Source organism: Natronolimnobius sp. AArcel1, from assembly GCF_011043775.1.
In the GTDB taxonomy this organism is placed as follows: Archaea; Halobacteriota; Halobacteria; order Halobacteriales; family Natrialbaceae; genus Natronolimnobius.
In genome coordinates this window covers 349,916-365,099 of the sequence record NZ_JAAKXY010000006.1, presented here as the reverse complement: position 1 = coordinate 365,099, position 15,184 = coordinate 349,916, and the positions used below count along the sequence as shown (strand labels likewise).

At 61.2% G+C, this 15,184-nt stretch carries 15 protein-coding genes; 5 read left to right on the top strand and 10 right to left on the bottom strand.

What is annotated here, in order from left to right:
- The first annotated feature begins 113 nt into the window (after positions 1-113).
- Complete coding sequence (locus G6M89_RS19440) at positions 114-689, top strand: hypothetical protein (RefSeq protein ID WP_165163556.1); 576 nt, start codon at positions 114-116, stop codon at positions 687-689.
- Positions 690-817: 128 nt separating this feature from the next.
- The gene (locus G6M89_RS19435; protein WP_165163555.1) at positions 818-1,684 is read left to right on the top strand and encodes a hypothetical protein; all 867 of its coding nucleotides are present in this window, start codon (positions 818-820) and stop codon (positions 1,682-1,684) included.
- Between the two features lie 34 nt (positions 1,685-1,718).
- Here the strand turns inward: G6M89_RS19435 and G6M89_RS19430 are convergent, their stop codons facing one another.
- The 4 genes from G6M89_RS19430 to lrpA1 form a co-directional block, all read right to left on the bottom strand.
- Positions 1,719-2,627 carry a DMT family transporter gene (locus tag G6M89_RS19430; protein WP_165163554.1) on the bottom strand — a complete coding sequence of 303 codons (909 nt, stop codon included), beginning with the start codon at positions 2,625-2,627 and terminating at the stop codon, positions 1,719-1,721.
- A 47-nt stretch (positions 2,628-2,674) separates the two neighbouring features.
- A complete protein-coding gene (locus G6M89_RS19425) occupies positions 2,675-3,151 on the bottom strand; it encodes an SRPBCC family protein (protein WP_165163553.1) in 477 nt (158 codons plus the stop codon).
- Between the two features lie 146 nt (positions 3,152-3,297).
- A complete protein-coding gene (locus tag G6M89_RS19420; protein WP_165163552.1) occupies positions 3,298-4,515 on the bottom strand; it encodes a CynX/NimT family MFS transporter in 1,218 nt (405 codons plus the stop codon).
- A gap of 243 nt (positions 4,516-4,758) precedes the next feature.
- Positions 4,759-5,187, bottom strand: a complete 429-nt coding sequence (gene lrpA1 / locus G6M89_RS19415; RefSeq protein WP_165163551.1) for an HTH-type transcriptional regulator LrpA1 — start codon at positions 5,185-5,187, stop codon at positions 4,759-4,761.
- A 121-nt stretch (positions 5,188-5,308) separates the two neighbouring features.
- Here lrpA1 and G6M89_RS19410 point away from each other — a divergent pair, with 121 nt between their 5' ends.
- Positions 5,309-5,635, top strand: a complete 327-nt coding sequence (locus tag G6M89_RS19410) for a hypothetical protein (protein WP_165163550.1) — start codon at positions 5,309-5,311, stop codon at positions 5,633-5,635.
- 120 nt (positions 5,636-5,755) lie between these two features.
- On the opposite strand, the gene G6M89_RS19405 is transcribed toward G6M89_RS19410, so the two are convergent.
- Both G6M89_RS19405 and G6M89_RS19400 read right to left on the bottom strand, forming a co-directional pair.
- Complete coding sequence (locus tag G6M89_RS19405) at positions 5,756-6,691, bottom strand: thiamine pyrophosphate-dependent enzyme (RefSeq protein ID WP_165163549.1); 936 nt, start codon at positions 6,689-6,691, stop codon at positions 5,756-5,758.
- Positions 6,692-6,694: 3 nt separating this feature from the next.
- Positions 6,695-8,599, bottom strand: coding sequence for a 2-oxoacid:acceptor oxidoreductase subunit alpha (locus G6M89_RS19400; RefSeq protein ID WP_165163548.1), 1,905 nt, complete (start codon positions 8,597-8,599; stop codon positions 6,695-6,697).
- Between the two features lie 244 nt (positions 8,600-8,843).
- On the opposite strand from G6M89_RS19400, the gene G6M89_RS19395 reads away from it, so the two are divergent.
- The gene (locus G6M89_RS19395) at positions 8,844-9,563 is read left to right on the top strand and encodes an OsmC family protein (RefSeq protein WP_165163547.1); all 720 of its coding nucleotides are present in this window, start codon (positions 8,844-8,846) and stop codon (positions 9,561-9,563) included.
- 7 nt (positions 9,564-9,570) lie between these two features.
- On the opposite strand, the gene G6M89_RS19390 is transcribed toward G6M89_RS19395, so the two are convergent.
- The 3 genes from G6M89_RS19390 to aroC all read right to left on the bottom strand — a co-directional run bounded on the left by G6M89_RS19390 (position 9,571) and on the right by aroC (position 13,313).
- On the bottom strand, positions 9,571-10,347 hold the full coding sequence (locus G6M89_RS19390) for a PHP domain-containing protein (protein ID WP_165163546.1): 777 nt from the start codon (positions 10,345-10,347) through the stop codon (positions 9,571-9,573).
- Between the two features lie 66 nt (positions 10,348-10,413).
- Positions 10,414-11,967, bottom strand: coding sequence for a methyl-accepting chemotaxis protein (locus G6M89_RS19385; protein ID WP_165163545.1), 1,554 nt, complete (start codon positions 11,965-11,967; stop codon positions 10,414-10,416).
- Positions 11,968-12,161: 194 nt separating this feature from the next.
- Entirely contained in the window at positions 12,162-13,313 is a 1,152-nt protein-coding gene (gene aroC, locus G6M89_RS19380; protein WP_165163544.1) for a chorismate synthase, read from the bottom strand.
- 111 nt (positions 13,314-13,424) lie between these two features.
- Here aroC and G6M89_RS19375 point away from each other — a divergent pair, with 111 nt between their 5' ends.
- Positions 13,425-13,838, top strand: coding sequence for an HIT family protein (locus G6M89_RS19375; RefSeq protein ID WP_165163543.1), 414 nt, complete (start codon positions 13,425-13,427; stop codon positions 13,836-13,838).
- A gap of 8 nt (positions 13,839-13,846) precedes the next feature.
- Here G6M89_RS19375 and aroA read toward each other — a convergent pair whose 3' ends face one another.
- The gene (gene aroA, locus G6M89_RS19370) at positions 13,847-15,136 is read right to left on the bottom strand and encodes a 3-phosphoshikimate 1-carboxyvinyltransferase (protein WP_165163542.1); all 1,290 of its coding nucleotides are present in this window, start codon (positions 15,134-15,136) and stop codon (positions 13,847-13,849) included.
- Positions 15,137-15,184: the final 48 nt, after the last annotated feature.

Genomic DNA, 15,184 nt, shown 5'->3' with positions numbered 1-15,184 from the left:
GCTGGCACAATGAACGCACCGCCCGGCGTCGATGCAAGCGAGTGAGCAAGAACGCCGCGGTTGCGACAACCGGGCGAGCAACACCTTAGGCAATGGCGACGAGAGCCTGTGGCATGCGACGCCGTGCCCTCCTCGCAACGCTCGGCAGTACGATGCTCGCTGGCTGTACCGTCTCCGGGCCAGCAGTCTGCGCTCGCCCATCGTTCAGTGCCGACCGCCTCGAGTTCGAGAGCCGCTCGTTTTCCACCGTCGGCGGCTGGTGGTCCCAGCCCGGCGCGATACTGGCGACTGAACCGGCCCACCTCGAGCGGTTTGAGCCACCGGAACGCATCATCGAGGAACGGGGACTTGATCCGGATCGACCTGCGGACGAACAGGCGTTTCTCGAGGAGACGGATTTCGACGAGTCGATCATCGTTGGCCTCGTGGTTGGCTCGTCTGGCCAGTCGACCGAAGCGGCGGTCACGCACACCGTTGCCGCGGAGGCAGCGGTTCAGTGCTACGTCTGTATCCGGCGTCAAGGTCTGACCGACGATCTGGCTCCACAGGCCCGACTCGTTCGCATCGACCGTGCGAGCGGGTGGACGCCCGAGGAGGTTCACGTGACGCTGACCGATGGCCGCGATTCGACGGAGACAACGACCAGCAATGGCACGCGCTCGGCCATTGCTGGCGATCACGAAGCGTAAGTGAACCACGCAGACACAATCCACTTCCAGATTGCTGACGGACTCGAGAGCGTCGGTTGTTCGCGGTCGGATGACATCCCGGCCGTTGCAGGCACGAACACTTCTGTCAGCAGACTCGAGGCACGCATATGTGCCCGACGTTCACTGACGACGATATCGGAAAGCGTGTCGAAAGTGCCGACGGCGACACAATCGGCGTCGTCGCAGAAATTGAGCACGAGACTGCATTCGTCGACCCCGAACCGGGGATGATCAACACGATCGCGGCCGTGTTCGACTGGGACGGCAGCGCCGACGACACCATCCCGGTCGCCGGGGACGCCGTCGCGAATAACACGGCAGACACGATCCAACTCGAGGCGGCAGCACCAGCCGAGGCAGTCACCTCGCGGGCAGACCCAGGCGACGATCTCGACCACGACGATCGGTCAACGGCGGATCGAGACGACGACGAGTACACTCCCGGCGAGCCAGTCGGATCGACGGTGACCGATCCCGAGATCGACGCTGGCCAGTCCGACCGTGGGGTCGGAACGGACTCCGTCGACGAGCCGATTTCAGACGCGGCTGCGCGGGACGACGACACCGAGCGCCGAGACGACGCTGACCGCCACACTGCTGCCGATCCGGAACCGACGCAGGAGGTCGACCCGATGGGTGAAATCGACGAGTCGAACACGACCGATCCCGAGCGGCAGGACCCGCTCGAGAAGACGACCGACGAGCGCGCTCCAGGTGGCGACACCGGCGAGCGAGAGACAGGGACAGACTCACGCACCGACCTCGAGGTCGATCCAACGGAACTGATGGACGACGCGGCTGATGATGAGAGCCGCTCAGATGGGGATGCCGACCAGCGCACGGGACACGAACCCGAGACGGATACGTCGGCCGAGGGGGCCGATGACGAGCGTCGCGCAGACGAGGAGACCGACCAGCGCACAGTACACGAGCCAGAGACGGACACAGCAGCCGACGGTGACATCGACGAATAGGCTCATGGCACTCGAGAGGGCCAGAAAAGACCGCTCACTGCGCTGTCGCGCTGGTCCGGCGCTCGCGCTCAATCGTCGTAATGTAGATACCTGCGAGGACGACGAGTCCGCCAACCACCGTAACGGCGTCCGGAATCTCCTCAAGCAAGACCAGTGCGAGAATCGTCGCACCAACGGGTTCACCGAGCCAGGCGACGCTGACGACAACTGACTCGAGATGTTTCAAGACCCAGTTGATAACCGTGTGCCCGAAGACGCCGGGGCCGATCGCCATGGCGAGAAAGAGCAGCCACTCGTGGGCTGGATAGGCGACGTAGTCGTGGCCTTGCACACCGACGAGGACGAATAAGGTCGCCGCACACGCCGTGTAGACAACCGTCACGTACGGAACCAGTGAGACGCGCTGGCGGATAGACCGGCCGGCGAGGACGTACCCGGCGACGGTAATCGCACCAAGCAGCGCCAGCGCGTTCCCATAGAAGGTTGCATCCGCCAGCGGTGCCTGTCCGGCATCGCCAAAAGACATCGCGCCAGCGCCGACGATGGCGACAACGATTCCAAACACAGCCGTGCGGGAGACGCGCTCGTTGAGGACCAGCGCGGCACCGAGTGCGACAAACAGCGGCTGTGTCTGGACAAGCGTCACACTCGCGGCCACGCTCGTGTAGTTGAGGCTCTCGAACCAGGCCGCAAAGTGGATGGCCAGTGCAACCCCGGCAATGGCTGCGAATCCGAAATCTCGCCTCGAGAGTTGTCCGAACGCATCGCGGTAGCGAAAGAAGGCAATGGGTGCGATAAGTGCGATGGTGAAGACGACGCGGTACAGCGCCGCAACTGAACTCGGCGCATGACTCCAGCGGACCAAAATCGCGCTCGTACTTGCAGCCAGTACCGCAAACACGAGCGCCGCGTATGGCGTCGTCTCGAGATCAGTCCGACTCACGTTCGTTCAACGCGGCGTCGCCTGCAAACGTGTTCCGAAAACCGCCCTCACTCGAGTACAGCCTTTGTTTGTTGGTGGCGGTTGCGAAACATGGCCTCAAAGCCGAGCATGGAGAACGGTGCAGTGACTCCATCGAGTGGCCCCAGCAGTTCGTATTCGACGTGGTCCCGAAGGATCGTCTCGTCGCCATCAGCATAGAAGACGTGCGTGTGAATCCACGTCTTGAACGGTCCGTCGGCCATCGTATCGCGGAAGTACGCTGTCCCGTTGGTTCGTTCGCGGACGCGAATTACCGAGGTCCAGTGTTGGCGCAGGCCAACCCCGAAGGGCTGCAACGAAAGCGAAATCGTCGACCCTGCCTCGAGGACGGCAGGATCTGGCTCGCCATCAGGGCCGACGACAGACTCAACGCGCAAGCCGAGCCAATCGGGTGTCAGCGTCTCGAGACCGGAGACGTTCGAGTGAAACTCCCAGACATCTTCGAGTGGAGCGCGCACTCGAGTCTGGCGTTCGTATACCGCCATAGCAGTCGGTACGTACTCTGGAGTGAAAACTCTCCCCTCGACTGCCACCAGCGTACGCCCAGCACGCAGACTTTCAGTCTGAACGACGGGGGCCTCGACCGGCGTGGTGAGAGTCACGGGTAGCTCTGATAGCACTCAATCTCGGCTCACTCCTCGAGCGACACGAGTGCTGTTCCGGCGAGCACCACGACCAACCCACCCGCTGCGAGCAGGCCAAAACCGGGAACGTACGAGTCCGTCACGTCGTGGAGCACGCCGATGAGCACCGGACCGAAGAAGCCACCAATTTCACCGACGGCAAAAATGAAGCCGACTGCCGTCCCGGTCAACCGCGCGCCAATTCCCTCGAGTGCCGGCGGAATCGCTCGCACGAGCGGCGAGATACCACCAGTTCCGAGTCCGGTGATGACGATGCCGGCGACGAGTACTGCACCGGTTCCGCCGAGGATGACACCCGTCATCCCGACGGCGACGAACGCGCCACAGCCAACCAAGACAGCGCGACGAATCGCAAACCGGTCTGCCAGTTCGGGAACCAAGAGCACGCCGACGACGTACGCCCCAATAAACAGACTCGTCGCTTGTCCGGCGAGTGCCGCTGAGAGCCCACGCGACTCGAGTACTGTCGGGAGCCAGCCCTGCAGACCGTGATTGAGCAGCAGATACATCGTTCCGATGATGACGACGAGCTGGAGTTCGCGGTGCCCAAGTACGACTCGGAGGTCCGTAAGAATCGACTCGAGTGAGAACGAGGCGCTCTCGGCAGTTCCGTCATCGATCCCGGTACGTACGGCAAGAGCGAGCCAGCAGACGCCGTAACACAGCGCAACGACGCCACTCCAGAAGAACAGTTCGCGCCAGCCACCAAGTACCGGACCGAGGACTGGTCTGCCAATCGCGAACACAAACCCTGAACCGGCCGACGCGCCGACGAGATAGATCGCAGACGGGCGGCCAGTTTGCTCCGGCGGGAAGAGGACGGAGACGAGTTTCGGCAGGCCGAACGTAATCGTCGTCGCGCCAACGCCGATCAGGAGCGTACAGGCAAGCAGTGTGAGGAAATCAGGCGCAATGCTGCGGCCGAGTTGCCCGACAGCGTAGACCACGACACCAAGCCCAATGATCCGGCCGGGACCGATTCGGTCGACGGCAAGCCCCGAAATAAGCGCCAGCGGAATGTACGTAAGCGGCACTGCACCAGCGAGCATCCCTGCCTGGGTGCTCGTCAGCCCAACATCCGAGATAATCGTCGGGAGATACGCTGGCAACGAGAACCAGACGAACATCAAACACGTATAGCTGGCTGTTGCCGCAATAACGAGCGCGTAGGCACGCCGCGTCGTCCCTGTTTCAGCCCCGCTCATCTGGTCTGCACACCGTCACATCTAATCGTATAGTCACCGGGTCCCATGAGATACCAAGTGTCAGTGCTTTCCGCGCTCGAGTACTTGGTCTAGGTGGCCTCGGATCGCTTTGCGATCGATGTCTCCACGCGGTGAAACTCCGCACGAGGTCCGGGGCCACAAGCGTTCACACGCATCGACACGACCGTCAGTGGGCAGTTCCCCGCTCGATACTCACACTCGCGATCAGTGCAACGTGAGTTGTTACTTCAGTCGCTCTTGCAAAAACGAGGGATGGGCAGCCGTAACGCCGTCAATCTCGAGAAGCGTTTCAGAGATAAACTCACCGAGTGAATCGCCGTCTGCCGCTCGAACTTCGGCCATCAGCATATGGTCACCGCTGGAACTGTAGAGCGATTCAAGCTCTTCGAGTCCTTTCAGCGTCTTGGTCGCCTCAACGTAGCGTTCGCTTGCGACATCGAGCCCGACGAGTGCGATGGTCTGACTCGAGAGCTTCTTCGGATCGATCTCGGCCGAGTAGCCGACGATAACGCCCTCATCCTCGAGTTGGTTGATGTATTTCCGGACCGTCGGCTTTGATACCCCTGCCCGATCGGCGATTTCCGAGTAGGAAGCTTGGGCATCCTCTTCTAAGACCTCGAGGATGCGATCTTCCGTTGCCTGCGTGCTCATACAGTACTGTTTTGCTCCGACGGGAAAATATCTTTTGTATACGAAAAGGTTGGGTCACCGATCCGTATGCACCAGCCAACCGTCGGACTTATTCACTCGCTGGCCGGAGTCTGCGTACGGAATGGTCGATCCGAACTACATCAGCGGTGCCGTCTGGGTGCTGTGTGGACTCTTGATTCTGTATCTCGGGACGTACAAGATCGGCCTGCAGGGACGTGCGGATCTGCACGCAAACTACGATGACGATGTCGATCCCGCCTTCGTCTCGCGCTGGGTTGGCGGGACAACCTTTCTGATGGGTGCATTGGTCGTCGGCTACGGTATCCGGGAGATGCTGTATGGCTTCCATCCGTACGCACTGGCCATGCTCATCGTCACCTTACTCATCCTGAGTTACATCACGAAACTGTTCGCACGCGGCGTTGGCTATCGCGATACCCACTCCTGATCGTCTCGAGTCATCGACTCTCTTACTTCTGAGTGATACGGCCCTTGGGACGGCCGTCTCGAGGGTTGGGTGTCCAAAAATTGAAACCGTTTCTCGAGTCCCGTGTGGGACGCTCGCGGATTACTTGTGTCGGTCGAGCAGGTCGTAGCTGCGTTCCCACTCGGCGTCGTCGTCGAAGTAGCGCTCTGCGAGCGGCTCGTCAGGCATTTCGCCGACAGCCTGTTTCTCCTGCTGGTAGGATGGTCGGTCGTCGTCGACGTAGTACCGGCCGGTCAGGACGGTGCCCTCGTTGAGCACGTCCTCAGTTTCGCGCATGATCTCAGCGGCTTCGGCGCGGTCGTTGACATCGTGGTCGTAGTCGTCGGACTCCTGAATGTCGATGTAGGGGACGTACTGTCGGGCGTCCTTGTTCCACGTTGGACACTGGGTGAGGAAATCAACGTGAGCGAAGCCGTCGTGTTCGATGGCTTCCTTGATGATCTCCTTGGCCTGGTTCGGGTTGACCGCAGCCGTGCGGGCGATGTAGCTCGCACCAGCGGTCAGCGATTGGGACAGTGGCCGAATCGGCGTCTTCGCGCTGCCGGATGGCTGGGTCTTCGATTTGTGACCCTTCGGGCTCGTTGGCGAGGTCTGGCCTTTCGTCAGGCCGAAGATCTCGTTGTTGAACACGATATAGGTCATATCGTGGTTCTCACGAGCCGTGTGGATGAAGTGGTTCCCACCGATGCCGTACCCGTCACCGTCACCGCCAGCGGCGATGACCTCGAGTTCAGGGTTTGCGAGTTTGGCGGCACGGGCCACGGGCAGCGAGCGGCCGTGGATCGTGTGGAAGCCGTACGTGTCGAGATAGCTGTTCAGTTTGCCCGAACAGCCGATCCCGGTCACGGTCAGGACCTCTTCTGGGTTCTTGCCGACTTCCGGGAGTGCCTGCTTGAGCGACTTCAGGACACCGAAGTCGCCACAGCCAGGACACCAGGTCGGCTGTGGTTCGACACCGGGAGTGAACTCATCCCGGTCGATCTCTCGCTCCTCACCGATTGCGTTGAATGCACTCATTGGTTAGTCACCTGCAGCGGGTTCGATTCGTACCTGTGCGTCTGGCTGCTGGTCCTCTTCGGCAACGTTGACCTCGTAGCCCTCGACGACTTCGCCGGGCTCGAATGGGTTGCCGTTGAATTTCAACAGACTGGTCATCTTGTCGCCGTACCGACCCAGTTCCTTCTGGATCAGTCCGCGGAACTGCCCGGTGGCGTTCATCTCGACGACCATTGCCTCGTCGACGCTCTCTAGGAACTCCGTGACTTCTGTCTCGGGGAACGGCATCATGTCGGAGACGCTGATCCCTTTCACCGAGTGCCCGTCGTCGTTCAGGCGGTCGATTGCCTCTTCGACGGCGCCCTGGGAGGAGCCCCAGGTGATGATGCCGTAGTCGGCTTCGTCTGGGCCAAAGTAGGTCTGGGTCGACTCGCGTTCCTCGTCGAGTTCCGTCCGGATCGCCTCGAGTTTCTCGAGTCGACGTTCCATCTGGGCGACGCGGTTGTCGGGGTCCTCGTTGATGTGACCGACTGGCGAGTGTTCGTTACCCGTCGCAAGGTAGCGCCCATCTTTCTGGCCGGGGATCGAACGCGGCGAGACGCCGTCTTCGGCGTCCTCGTAATTGAAGCGCTTGAACTTCCCGGAGTTGTCGTGGGCTGCCTCGCGAAGTTCGTCTTCGGTGAGCGTCGAGCCGAGGTCAGGCGAGACCTCGCGGTCGAAGAATTCGACATCGACGTTTTTGTTCTCACCGGAGAGCTTCTGGTCGTAGATGAGGATCGCTGGAATCTGGTAGTCCCAGGCGATCTCGAAGGCCAGTCGCGTCTGCTCGTAGGCTTCTTCGATGTTACCCGGCGCGAAGACGACGCGCTGGGAGTCTGCCTGACTCGTGTAGAGCACGAACTCGAGGTCGGACTGCTCGGGTTTGGTCGGCAGTCCGGTCGAGGGACCGGCGCGCATGGATTCGACCAGCACGAGCGGCGTCTCGGTCATCTCTGCGAGGCCGAGTGGCTCGCTCATCAGTGCGAATCCACCACCCGAGGAGCCGGACATCGCCTTGACACCGGCGTGGCTCGCACCGACTGCGAGTGCAGCGGCGGCGATTTCGTCTTCGACCTGCTCAGAGACTCCGCCCATGTCGGGGAAGTTCTGGCTGAGGATAGTAAAGACGTCCGTCCACGGCGTCATCGGATAGCCAGCGATGAATCGGCAGCCGGCGTCGATGGCACCGTAGGCGATTGCGTTCGAACCCGACAGCAGCGCCTGCTCGGCGTCGTGGTCGCCCGTTGGGGCGCGCAGGTCGTGTTCGAACTCGAAGTCCTCCTCGGTCATCTCGTAGGCGTCGTGCAGAATCTCGAGGTTTGCCTCGAGCACGTCGCCGCCCATTGCATCGGACATCAGGTCCTCGATGTGCTCGAGATCGAGATCGAGCAGGGCTGCGGTGACACCGACACCAGCGGTGTTTCGCATGACTTCGCGGCCGTGTTCCTTGGCGAGGCCGCGCAGATCGACCGGGTAGACGTGCCAGCCGTTCTCCTCGGCACGTTCCTCGAGGTTGAGGTCAGCAACGTCTTCGTCGCTGATGAGACCCGAGTCGTAAACGATGATACCGCCTTCGCGGAGTTCATCGAGGTTTTCTGAGAGTGGCTTGAGCTCTTCGTTCCCGTAGAAGGCATCTTCCTGCGGGTTCCGGGCGAACGAGTCGCCCAGTGAGAGCAAGAAGTTGTAGCCGTCTCCCCGTGACTGTACCTCCCGTTCTGCGGCACGGATCTCAACGTATGTGTGGCCACCACGGATCCGGGATGGATAGTGGCGGTGTGTAAACACGTTGAGCCCCGAGCGCATCAGCGCCTTCGCGAAATTCTGACTCGTCGAGTCGATCCCGTCTCCGGAACCGCCTGCGATTCGCCAGATGAGTTCGTCGTCGCTCATAGGTAAATCAGTGGCCAGTGGCCAACCGTAGCGGAATTTTGCCCTACCAAACCTAAAGCCTTTGCTATAGATTACCAAGGATCTTTCGTGAAGGATTGAGTGTGGCTTATAAAAGCCAGATGATTGATCATAGAACAACCGCGGAAATGAGTACTCTTCAATATTGGTCTTCGGCAACAGCGCCAGCAACACTGTCGAACACGTCAACAACGATATTTTTGCAATTGGCGTTTATACACCACATATGAGCCGACTCCTCAGAATGGCCGCACTCGAGCCCGGCGCCGCTCAGGGAACCCTCCTCGAGTGGCTCGTCAGTGAAGGCGAATCGGTCGCGGCTGCTGACACCATCGCAACCGCCGAGACGGCGGCCGAAACTGGCCCGGTGATCGCCCCGACAGACGGGGTGCTCCGAGAGCAATTCATTCCCGCGGGCGCGTCAGTGCCGCCGGGGACCCCGATCGGCATCATCGCAGGTCCAGACGAGGTGATCGACGACCGCGTAGCGAGCGCACAGGATTCGCTCGAGCAGAGTCATGCAGACACGAGACACTCCACAGCAATGCCCCACCGAACCGTGACAGCCTCGACCGACAGCGGTCTCTCCGGGCGACTCGAGGCAGGTCCCTTCGCATGGCGGTACGACGAACCCGCCGACTACGGCGGTACGGAAACCGGGCCGACACCGGTCGATGTCTTCCTCGGTGGGCTCGCAGCCTGCCTTTCACTGAGTGTGCGGTTTCAGGCCGAAAAACGAGACGTGGCTGTCGACGCGATTTCCGTGACAGCGGCTGCAACACCCGACCATGGCCCCGTTGAGTCGCTCGAGGCGACGATCCGACTCGAGACTGACGCAGACGACGACACTGTCGGACACCTCGTCGAAATCGCCGAACGCGGCTGTCACGTCTCGCAACTGCTTTCTGAGGAAGTCGCACCAACCGTCAGCTGGGAGCGGTACTAAACACGTCTTAATCAAGCGACGGCGGCTCGACGACCTCGAGATCAGTCTCGGCGACAAAGTCCTCAAGGAACGCTGCGCGCTTACCGATCTCTGCCGGTTCGTGGGAGTCCGTCCCGACCGTCACCGACACGTCGTACTCCTGTAATATTTCAAGGAAGGAGGGGTCAGGATGGACGATTGCCGCGTCGGTGAGCGCACGGCCAGCGTTGATTTCTGGGACCGTCCTCGAGTTAGCAAACGCCTCGGCGACGTGATGATACTGCTCAATCTTCGACCGGCCACGCAGCGGTGGCGTGCGCTCGAGGAGGTCGACGTGGGCTGCGACGTCGAACAGTTCCGACTCGACGAGTGCGACCAGATTGTCGAAGTATTGCGTGACAATCTCGTCACGTTCGTCAGCAGAAAGCGCAGTGAAGTTTGAGACATCCTGGACGTTCTGCTCGTCGACCTGATGGACACTCCCGAGCGTGTAGTCAAAGTTCGCCTCCTCGAGAAACGCACGGATCGCAGGTTCATCGTGCGGAACGTAATCCATCTCGACGGCATCGTAGATCTCGATCGAGGACTGCTCGCGGAGTTCATTAAGCGCCTGCCGGCGTCGCTCGTAGGTGAGATCCAGATTGAAGCCGAGGAGTTGTCGTTCCTGTTGTGGACTCTCACGTGAGGCGACGTTGCAGTGGTCGGCAAACCCGAGTCCCTCGAGACCAGCATCTGCGGCCGCTCGAGCCATCCGGAAAAGAAACTCGCCATCCGAGTAGTTCGAATGAGCGTGGAAACACTTCATACATCCCGAACCAGCGTCGAGATGTTAGGTGTTGTGCCAAGCGTTCCTTGGAGCCCGTATTCGAAGTCAGTCCGCAGACGGGGCATGCGCGACGACAACCGATGCTTCGTCGATGCGGACGAGTTGATCCGCTGCGCCGCGGTAGAACTGCGCGAGCGTCGCGGGCACGTCCTCATCGATGACGTTGACGACGGTATCTGTCGCCTCGAGCATGCCACCGTCGTTGTCGTAGGTCGTCTTTCGAGTGGCCTGTTCACCGAAGGCGTGGCACTCACCAGCGATGTTGCCGATAACGAGCAGCGGTCGCTCCCGCTGTCGGTCGATGCACTCGTTGACCGACCCGAGTGAGCGGTTCTCGACACCGAAGACGTTCTCACTCTCGCCAGTCCAGGCATCGAAGAGATCAATGACGAACAGTCGATCCGCCTCAAGCGCCGTCTCGAGCGTGTGATCAGTGTCACGCTCGCGGAACGCATCTCGAAGCGTCCGCCGCTCGAGCGAGGCCGTCGGTGAGAGTGAGACGTCGTATCCAGCCGCAATCGCCGCGGTTACAGTCGATGCAAGGACATCGTCGACTCGAGCGGTGGTTTCGGCTGTCGCGTCGACGACGCCTCGACCACCGCGCGGAAATCCGCCCGAAACGTCGTCGATGGCGTCAATTGCGGTCGGGACTGACGGTTCTGCAGCTAACTGGTCTCGGCGCGATTCAGTTGCCGCCTCGAGGGTGCGATCGACTTCCGCGATCATGTCAGTCTGCCTCGAACGGTCAGTTTCGATTTCGGTGAGTGCGCCGTCGATGCGGTCGGCCGCGTCGGCAGTCTCCTCGCAGCGGTTGGCGACACGCTCGCTCGCCGCTGCACCCTTCGTAGTTGCCGTTGAAACCTGCTCGATTCCCGATGCCACCTCCTCGATCGACGACGAGACCGTCTCGAGTTCTTGCTCGGCGTCTGCAGTCCGTTCGGTTCCGGTTTCGGCGGCGTCGGTGGCCGCCTCGAGACGTTCGGAAACCGTCGTCGTCGCCGACGTAATCTCATCGACCACTGTCTCAACCTCGTCGGTTCGCTTCTGGGATTCGTTGGCCAGCGATTTGATTTCGTCAGCAACGACGGCAAACCCGTTGCCGTCCGCACCCGCTTTAGCAGCCTGAATCGAAGCGTTCAGCGCAAGCAGATTTGTCTCCTCGGCGATCGTCGAGATCACGTCGAGAATCTCGTCGATTCGTTCGACGCTCTCGACCAGTTGGTCGACATCGTCCGCGACGGCAGTGATCAACTCCGTCACGTCCTCGAGTGCTGCGGTCGCATCGGCCGTCGCGTTTTGCCCATCAATAGCGGCTTCAGCCGCGTGGTCGCTCCGCGAAGCCATTTGGGAGGCGCTGGCAGCAACCTCTTCGATTGTCGCATTGAGTTCGGCAACGTCTTCGGAGACGTCAACCATCTCCGTCACCTGGGATGTCGCTGACTCGTTGATCGTCGATAATTTCTGGTCGACCATCTCCGACGTTTCATGGACGACGCCTAGTGCACCCTGTGCGGTCACGAGTCCATCGTCGTCGATACCAACGACCTCGTCGGCACCGTCGAGTCTCTCGGCGGTCGCTGCCGACCCGGTGTGTGACATATCAAACGTGATGAACGGATGCTATAAAAGAATTGATCGATATGAGACTTAAGACGTTCTATAGATAAAATACCTAAAACATAGTGGCCAATAACTGTATATGTGACCTCCGTTCGTAGCTGGAGAATACCATCTGAATTATCTCAGACGGATCATGTTACGACGATATCCAGCGACCGATTACAGTGCTTCGCTCACTCGTTCGCCGGGTTGCTCGGGTGGTAGTCCGTGTCGTACTTTCCGGGCTGGTCGTCGACACGGTCGGGGTTCATCCGGCCCGAGAGGAACATGAAGTCGACGAGCGTCAGCGCGAGCATCGCCTCGACGACGGGGACGCCACGCGGCGGCAGAACGGGGTCGTGGCGGCCAATGACTTTCTCCTCTTTCAACTCGCCCGTCTCCCAGTCTGCGGTCTGTTGGGTCTTCGGGATCGAGGTCGGCGCGTGCAGCGTGACTTCGCCGTAAATCGGCTCGCCGGAGCTGATACCGCCCTGAATGCCACCGTGGTCGTTCTCGACAGGCACTGGGTTTCCGTCATCGTCGAACTCCCAGTCATCATTGCGGTCTTTGCCCGTCCATTCCGCGGCATCGGTGCCGAGACCGAACTCGAATGCCGTCGTCGCCGGGACGGCCATCATCGCCTGCCCGAGGCGGGCTGACAGCGAATCGAATCGAGGCGCACCGAGGCCGACCGGCACACCCTGCGCTTCGAAGTAGATCGAACCGCCGATGGAGTCGCCTTCTTCCTGATACGCAGCGATTCGTTCTTGCATCTCCTCCGCCGTCTCGGGATGGGCACAGCGAACGTCGTTTTCCTCGGAGTGCTCGAGCATTTCCTCGAAGCTCACCTCGGGAGATTCAACGTCACCAATCTGGTTCACGTGGGCCTTGAGTTCGATGCCCTCCTGTGCGAGCAGTTTCTTCGCGATTGCGCCCGCTGCAACCCAGTTGACCGTCTCGCGCGCGGAGGAGCGCCCGCCGCCGCCCCAGTTGCGCGTCCCGAACTTCGCCGAGTAGGTGAAGTCGCCGTGAGAGGGGCGCGGCGCGGTGATGAAGGGCTCGTACTTGCCCGAGCGCGCGTCCTTGTTCTGGATGACCATCCCAATTGGCGTGCCCGTCGTGTAGCCGTCTTGGACGCCCGACTTGATCGAGACGGCGTCGGGTTCGCCGCGACTGGTCGTAATCATCGACTGGCCCGGTTTCCGGCGGTCCAGATCGTCCTGAATATCCTCCTCGGAGAGCTCGAGGCCGGCTGGTACCCCCGAAACGGTACAGCCCATTGCGTCCCCGTGGCTCTCGCCGAACGTGGTCACCTGAAAGAGACGACCGAACGAGTTGCCGTTCATTACTCACCCGTGGGTGGGCCTGGCATTTAGGTTTTGCAATCTTTCCCCTCCACACTGTTGTGGCTGCAGTCGGGTCGGAACGATTAGGTATCCTGAGTGAAAGCACTCGGTATGGACGACGACTGCCCGTTCTGTCGCATTCTCGAGGATGAGCGGGACGCTCGGGTTGTCTACGAGGATGCGCGAACGATTGCGTTTCTTGACGAAAATCCCGCCTGCCTCGGCCATACGCTCGTCGTGCCGACGGCGCACCGACCGGATCTGCTCGTCGCCGATGCCGAGACCACGACCGCCGTCTTCGAAACCGTCCAGCGCGTCTCGAGTGCGATGGAAACTGCCCTCGAGCCAGATGGCTTCAGCGTCTTTTACTCGACGGGGTCGATTGTCGGGCAGGTCGAACACGCACACGTTCACCTGTTGCCACGATACGAGGACGACGACATTTCGATCAGTCTTCACCGCACGACGCTCACTGAGGAGGTTGAAGCGGAACTCACAGACCGGATTCGCGCAGAACTGCCGTAGCCTGGGGCTTACGCCTCAGTCACGTCCGCGCCTAACTCCTCGAGCAGGCCGAAAAAGCCGGGGAACGAGACGTCAACGTGCTCCGTTCCCTGCACTGTCGTCTCGCCGTCGGCGACCAGTCCCGCGAGCGCGAGCGACATGATGATTCGGTGGTCGGCCCGTCCCTCGACGGTCGCCCCGGAGGGCGTCGACTCGCTCCCGTGGATCGTCAGCGAGTCCTGTTCCTCGGTTGTCTCGACGCCCATCTTCCCTAACTCCTCGGCCATCGCGCTCACGCGGTCAGTCTCCTTGTAGCGGACGTGCTCTGCGTTCGTAATGTGGGTATCTCCCTCTGCGACAGCGCCGAGCGTCGCAATCGTCGGCAGTAGATCCGGCGTATCCTCGACGGAGACTTCGATACCTGACAGCGCGTCCTTCGAAACGTCAATCGTTCCGTTTTCGCGATCCCAATCGACGTTCGCACCCATGCGGTCGACGATATCGACGATGGCAGTGTCACCCTGCGCGCTCGGCTGGGCTCCCTCGACGTGAATACCCTCCTCGCTGGCGATTGCGCCCGCGGCGAGCAGGTACGAAATCGACGAGAAGTCACCTGGAACTGCGTATTCGCCGTCCGCTGGCGCGTAGGACTGCCCGCCCGCGACGGTGAATCCTTGGTCGGTCTGCTCGGCATCAACACCATAGTCCGCGAGCAGTTCCGTCGTGATATCGACATAGGGCGCGGACTTGAGTTCGGTCTCGAGGTCGATCTCGATGCCCTCGTCGGTCACCGCGCCGGCCATCAGCAGCGAGGTGATGTACTGCGAGGAGACGTCACCAGGGATCGACACCTCATCGCCGGTGATTGGGCCGGTGATGACTAGCGGGGCCTGTCCGTTTCCGCGGGTACTCTCGGCCCAGCCGCCGAGGTCCTGAATGGCCTCGAGCAGCGGCCCCTGTGGCCGCGAGCGCAGTGACTCATCGCCCGTCAGCACGGACATGCCGTCGGCGAGTGCGGCTGTGCCGGCGACGAGTCGCATCGTCGTCCCGCTGTTGTCACAGTTGATCACGTCCGCTGGGACCTCGGGCCGCCCATCGAAGCCCTCGATCTCGAGGGTGCCATCGGACTGGCGCTCGACTGCTCCGCCGAACAGCTCGACGGCGCGGGCGGTCGCCCGTGTGTCGGCGCTCCAGAGGGCGTCTCGAACCGTTGCACCGTCTGCGTACCCAGCAGCGAGAATCGCTCGATGGGTGTAGCTCTTCGACGGCGGTGCGCGTGCCGTTCCTCGAACGCTCGAGGGTGTGATAGTGACGTTCATACTCCCCACGTGTCGGGGCCGCCCTATACCGATACCGATCCGAGCAAA

Excerpts from the sequence above, each read along its gene's own strand:
- G6M89_RS19440 (WP_165163556.1), top strand. The coding sequence starts at position 114 with ATGCGACGCCGTGCCCTCCTCGCAACGCTCGGCAGTACGATGCTCGCT.
- G6M89_RS19435 (WP_165163555.1), top strand. The coding sequence starts at position 818 with ATGTGCCCGACGTTCACTGACGACGATATCGGAAAGCGTGTCGAAAGT.
- G6M89_RS19425 (WP_165163553.1), bottom strand. The coding sequence starts at position 3,151 with ATGGCGGTATACGAACGCCAGACTCGAGTGCGCGCTCCACTCGAAGAT.
- G6M89_RS19420 (WP_165163552.1), bottom strand. The coding sequence starts at position 4,515 with ATGAGCGGGGCTGAAACAGGGACGACGCGGCGTGCCTACGCGCTCGTT.
- lrpA1 (WP_165163551.1), bottom strand. The coding sequence starts at position 5,187 with ATGAGCACGCAGGCAACGGAAGATCGCATCCTCGAGGTCTTAGAAGAG.
- G6M89_RS19410 (WP_165163550.1), top strand. The coding sequence starts at position 5,309 with ATGGTCGATCCGAACTACATCAGCGGTGCCGTCTGGGTGCTGTGTGGA.
- G6M89_RS19405 (WP_165163549.1), bottom strand. The coding sequence starts at position 6,691 with ATGAGTGCATTCAACGCAATCGGTGAGGAGCGAGAGATCGACCGGGAT.
- G6M89_RS19400 (WP_165163548.1), bottom strand. The coding sequence starts at position 8,599 with ATGAGCGACGACGAACTCATCTGGCGAATCGCAGGCGGTTCCGGAGAC.
- G6M89_RS19395 (WP_165163547.1), top strand. The coding sequence starts at position 8,844 with ATGAGCCGACTCCTCAGAATGGCCGCACTCGAGCCCGGCGCCGCTCAG.
- G6M89_RS19390 (WP_165163546.1), bottom strand. The coding sequence starts at position 10,347 with ATGAAGTGTTTCCACGCTCATTCGAACTACTCGGATGGCGAGTTTCTT.
- G6M89_RS19385 (WP_165163545.1), bottom strand. The coding sequence starts at position 11,967 with ATGTCACACACCGGGTCGGCAGCGACCGCCGAGAGACTCGACGGTGCC.
- aroC (WP_165163544.1), bottom strand. The coding sequence starts at position 13,313 with ATGAACGGCAACTCGTTCGGTCGTCTCTTTCAGGTGACCACGTTCGGC.
- G6M89_RS19375 (WP_165163543.1), top strand. The coding sequence starts at position 13,425 with ATGGACGACGACTGCCCGTTCTGTCGCATTCTCGAGGATGAGCGGGAC.
- aroA (WP_165163542.1), bottom strand. The coding sequence starts at position 15,136 with ATGAACGTCACTATCACACCCTCGAGCGTTCGAGGAACGGCACGCGCA.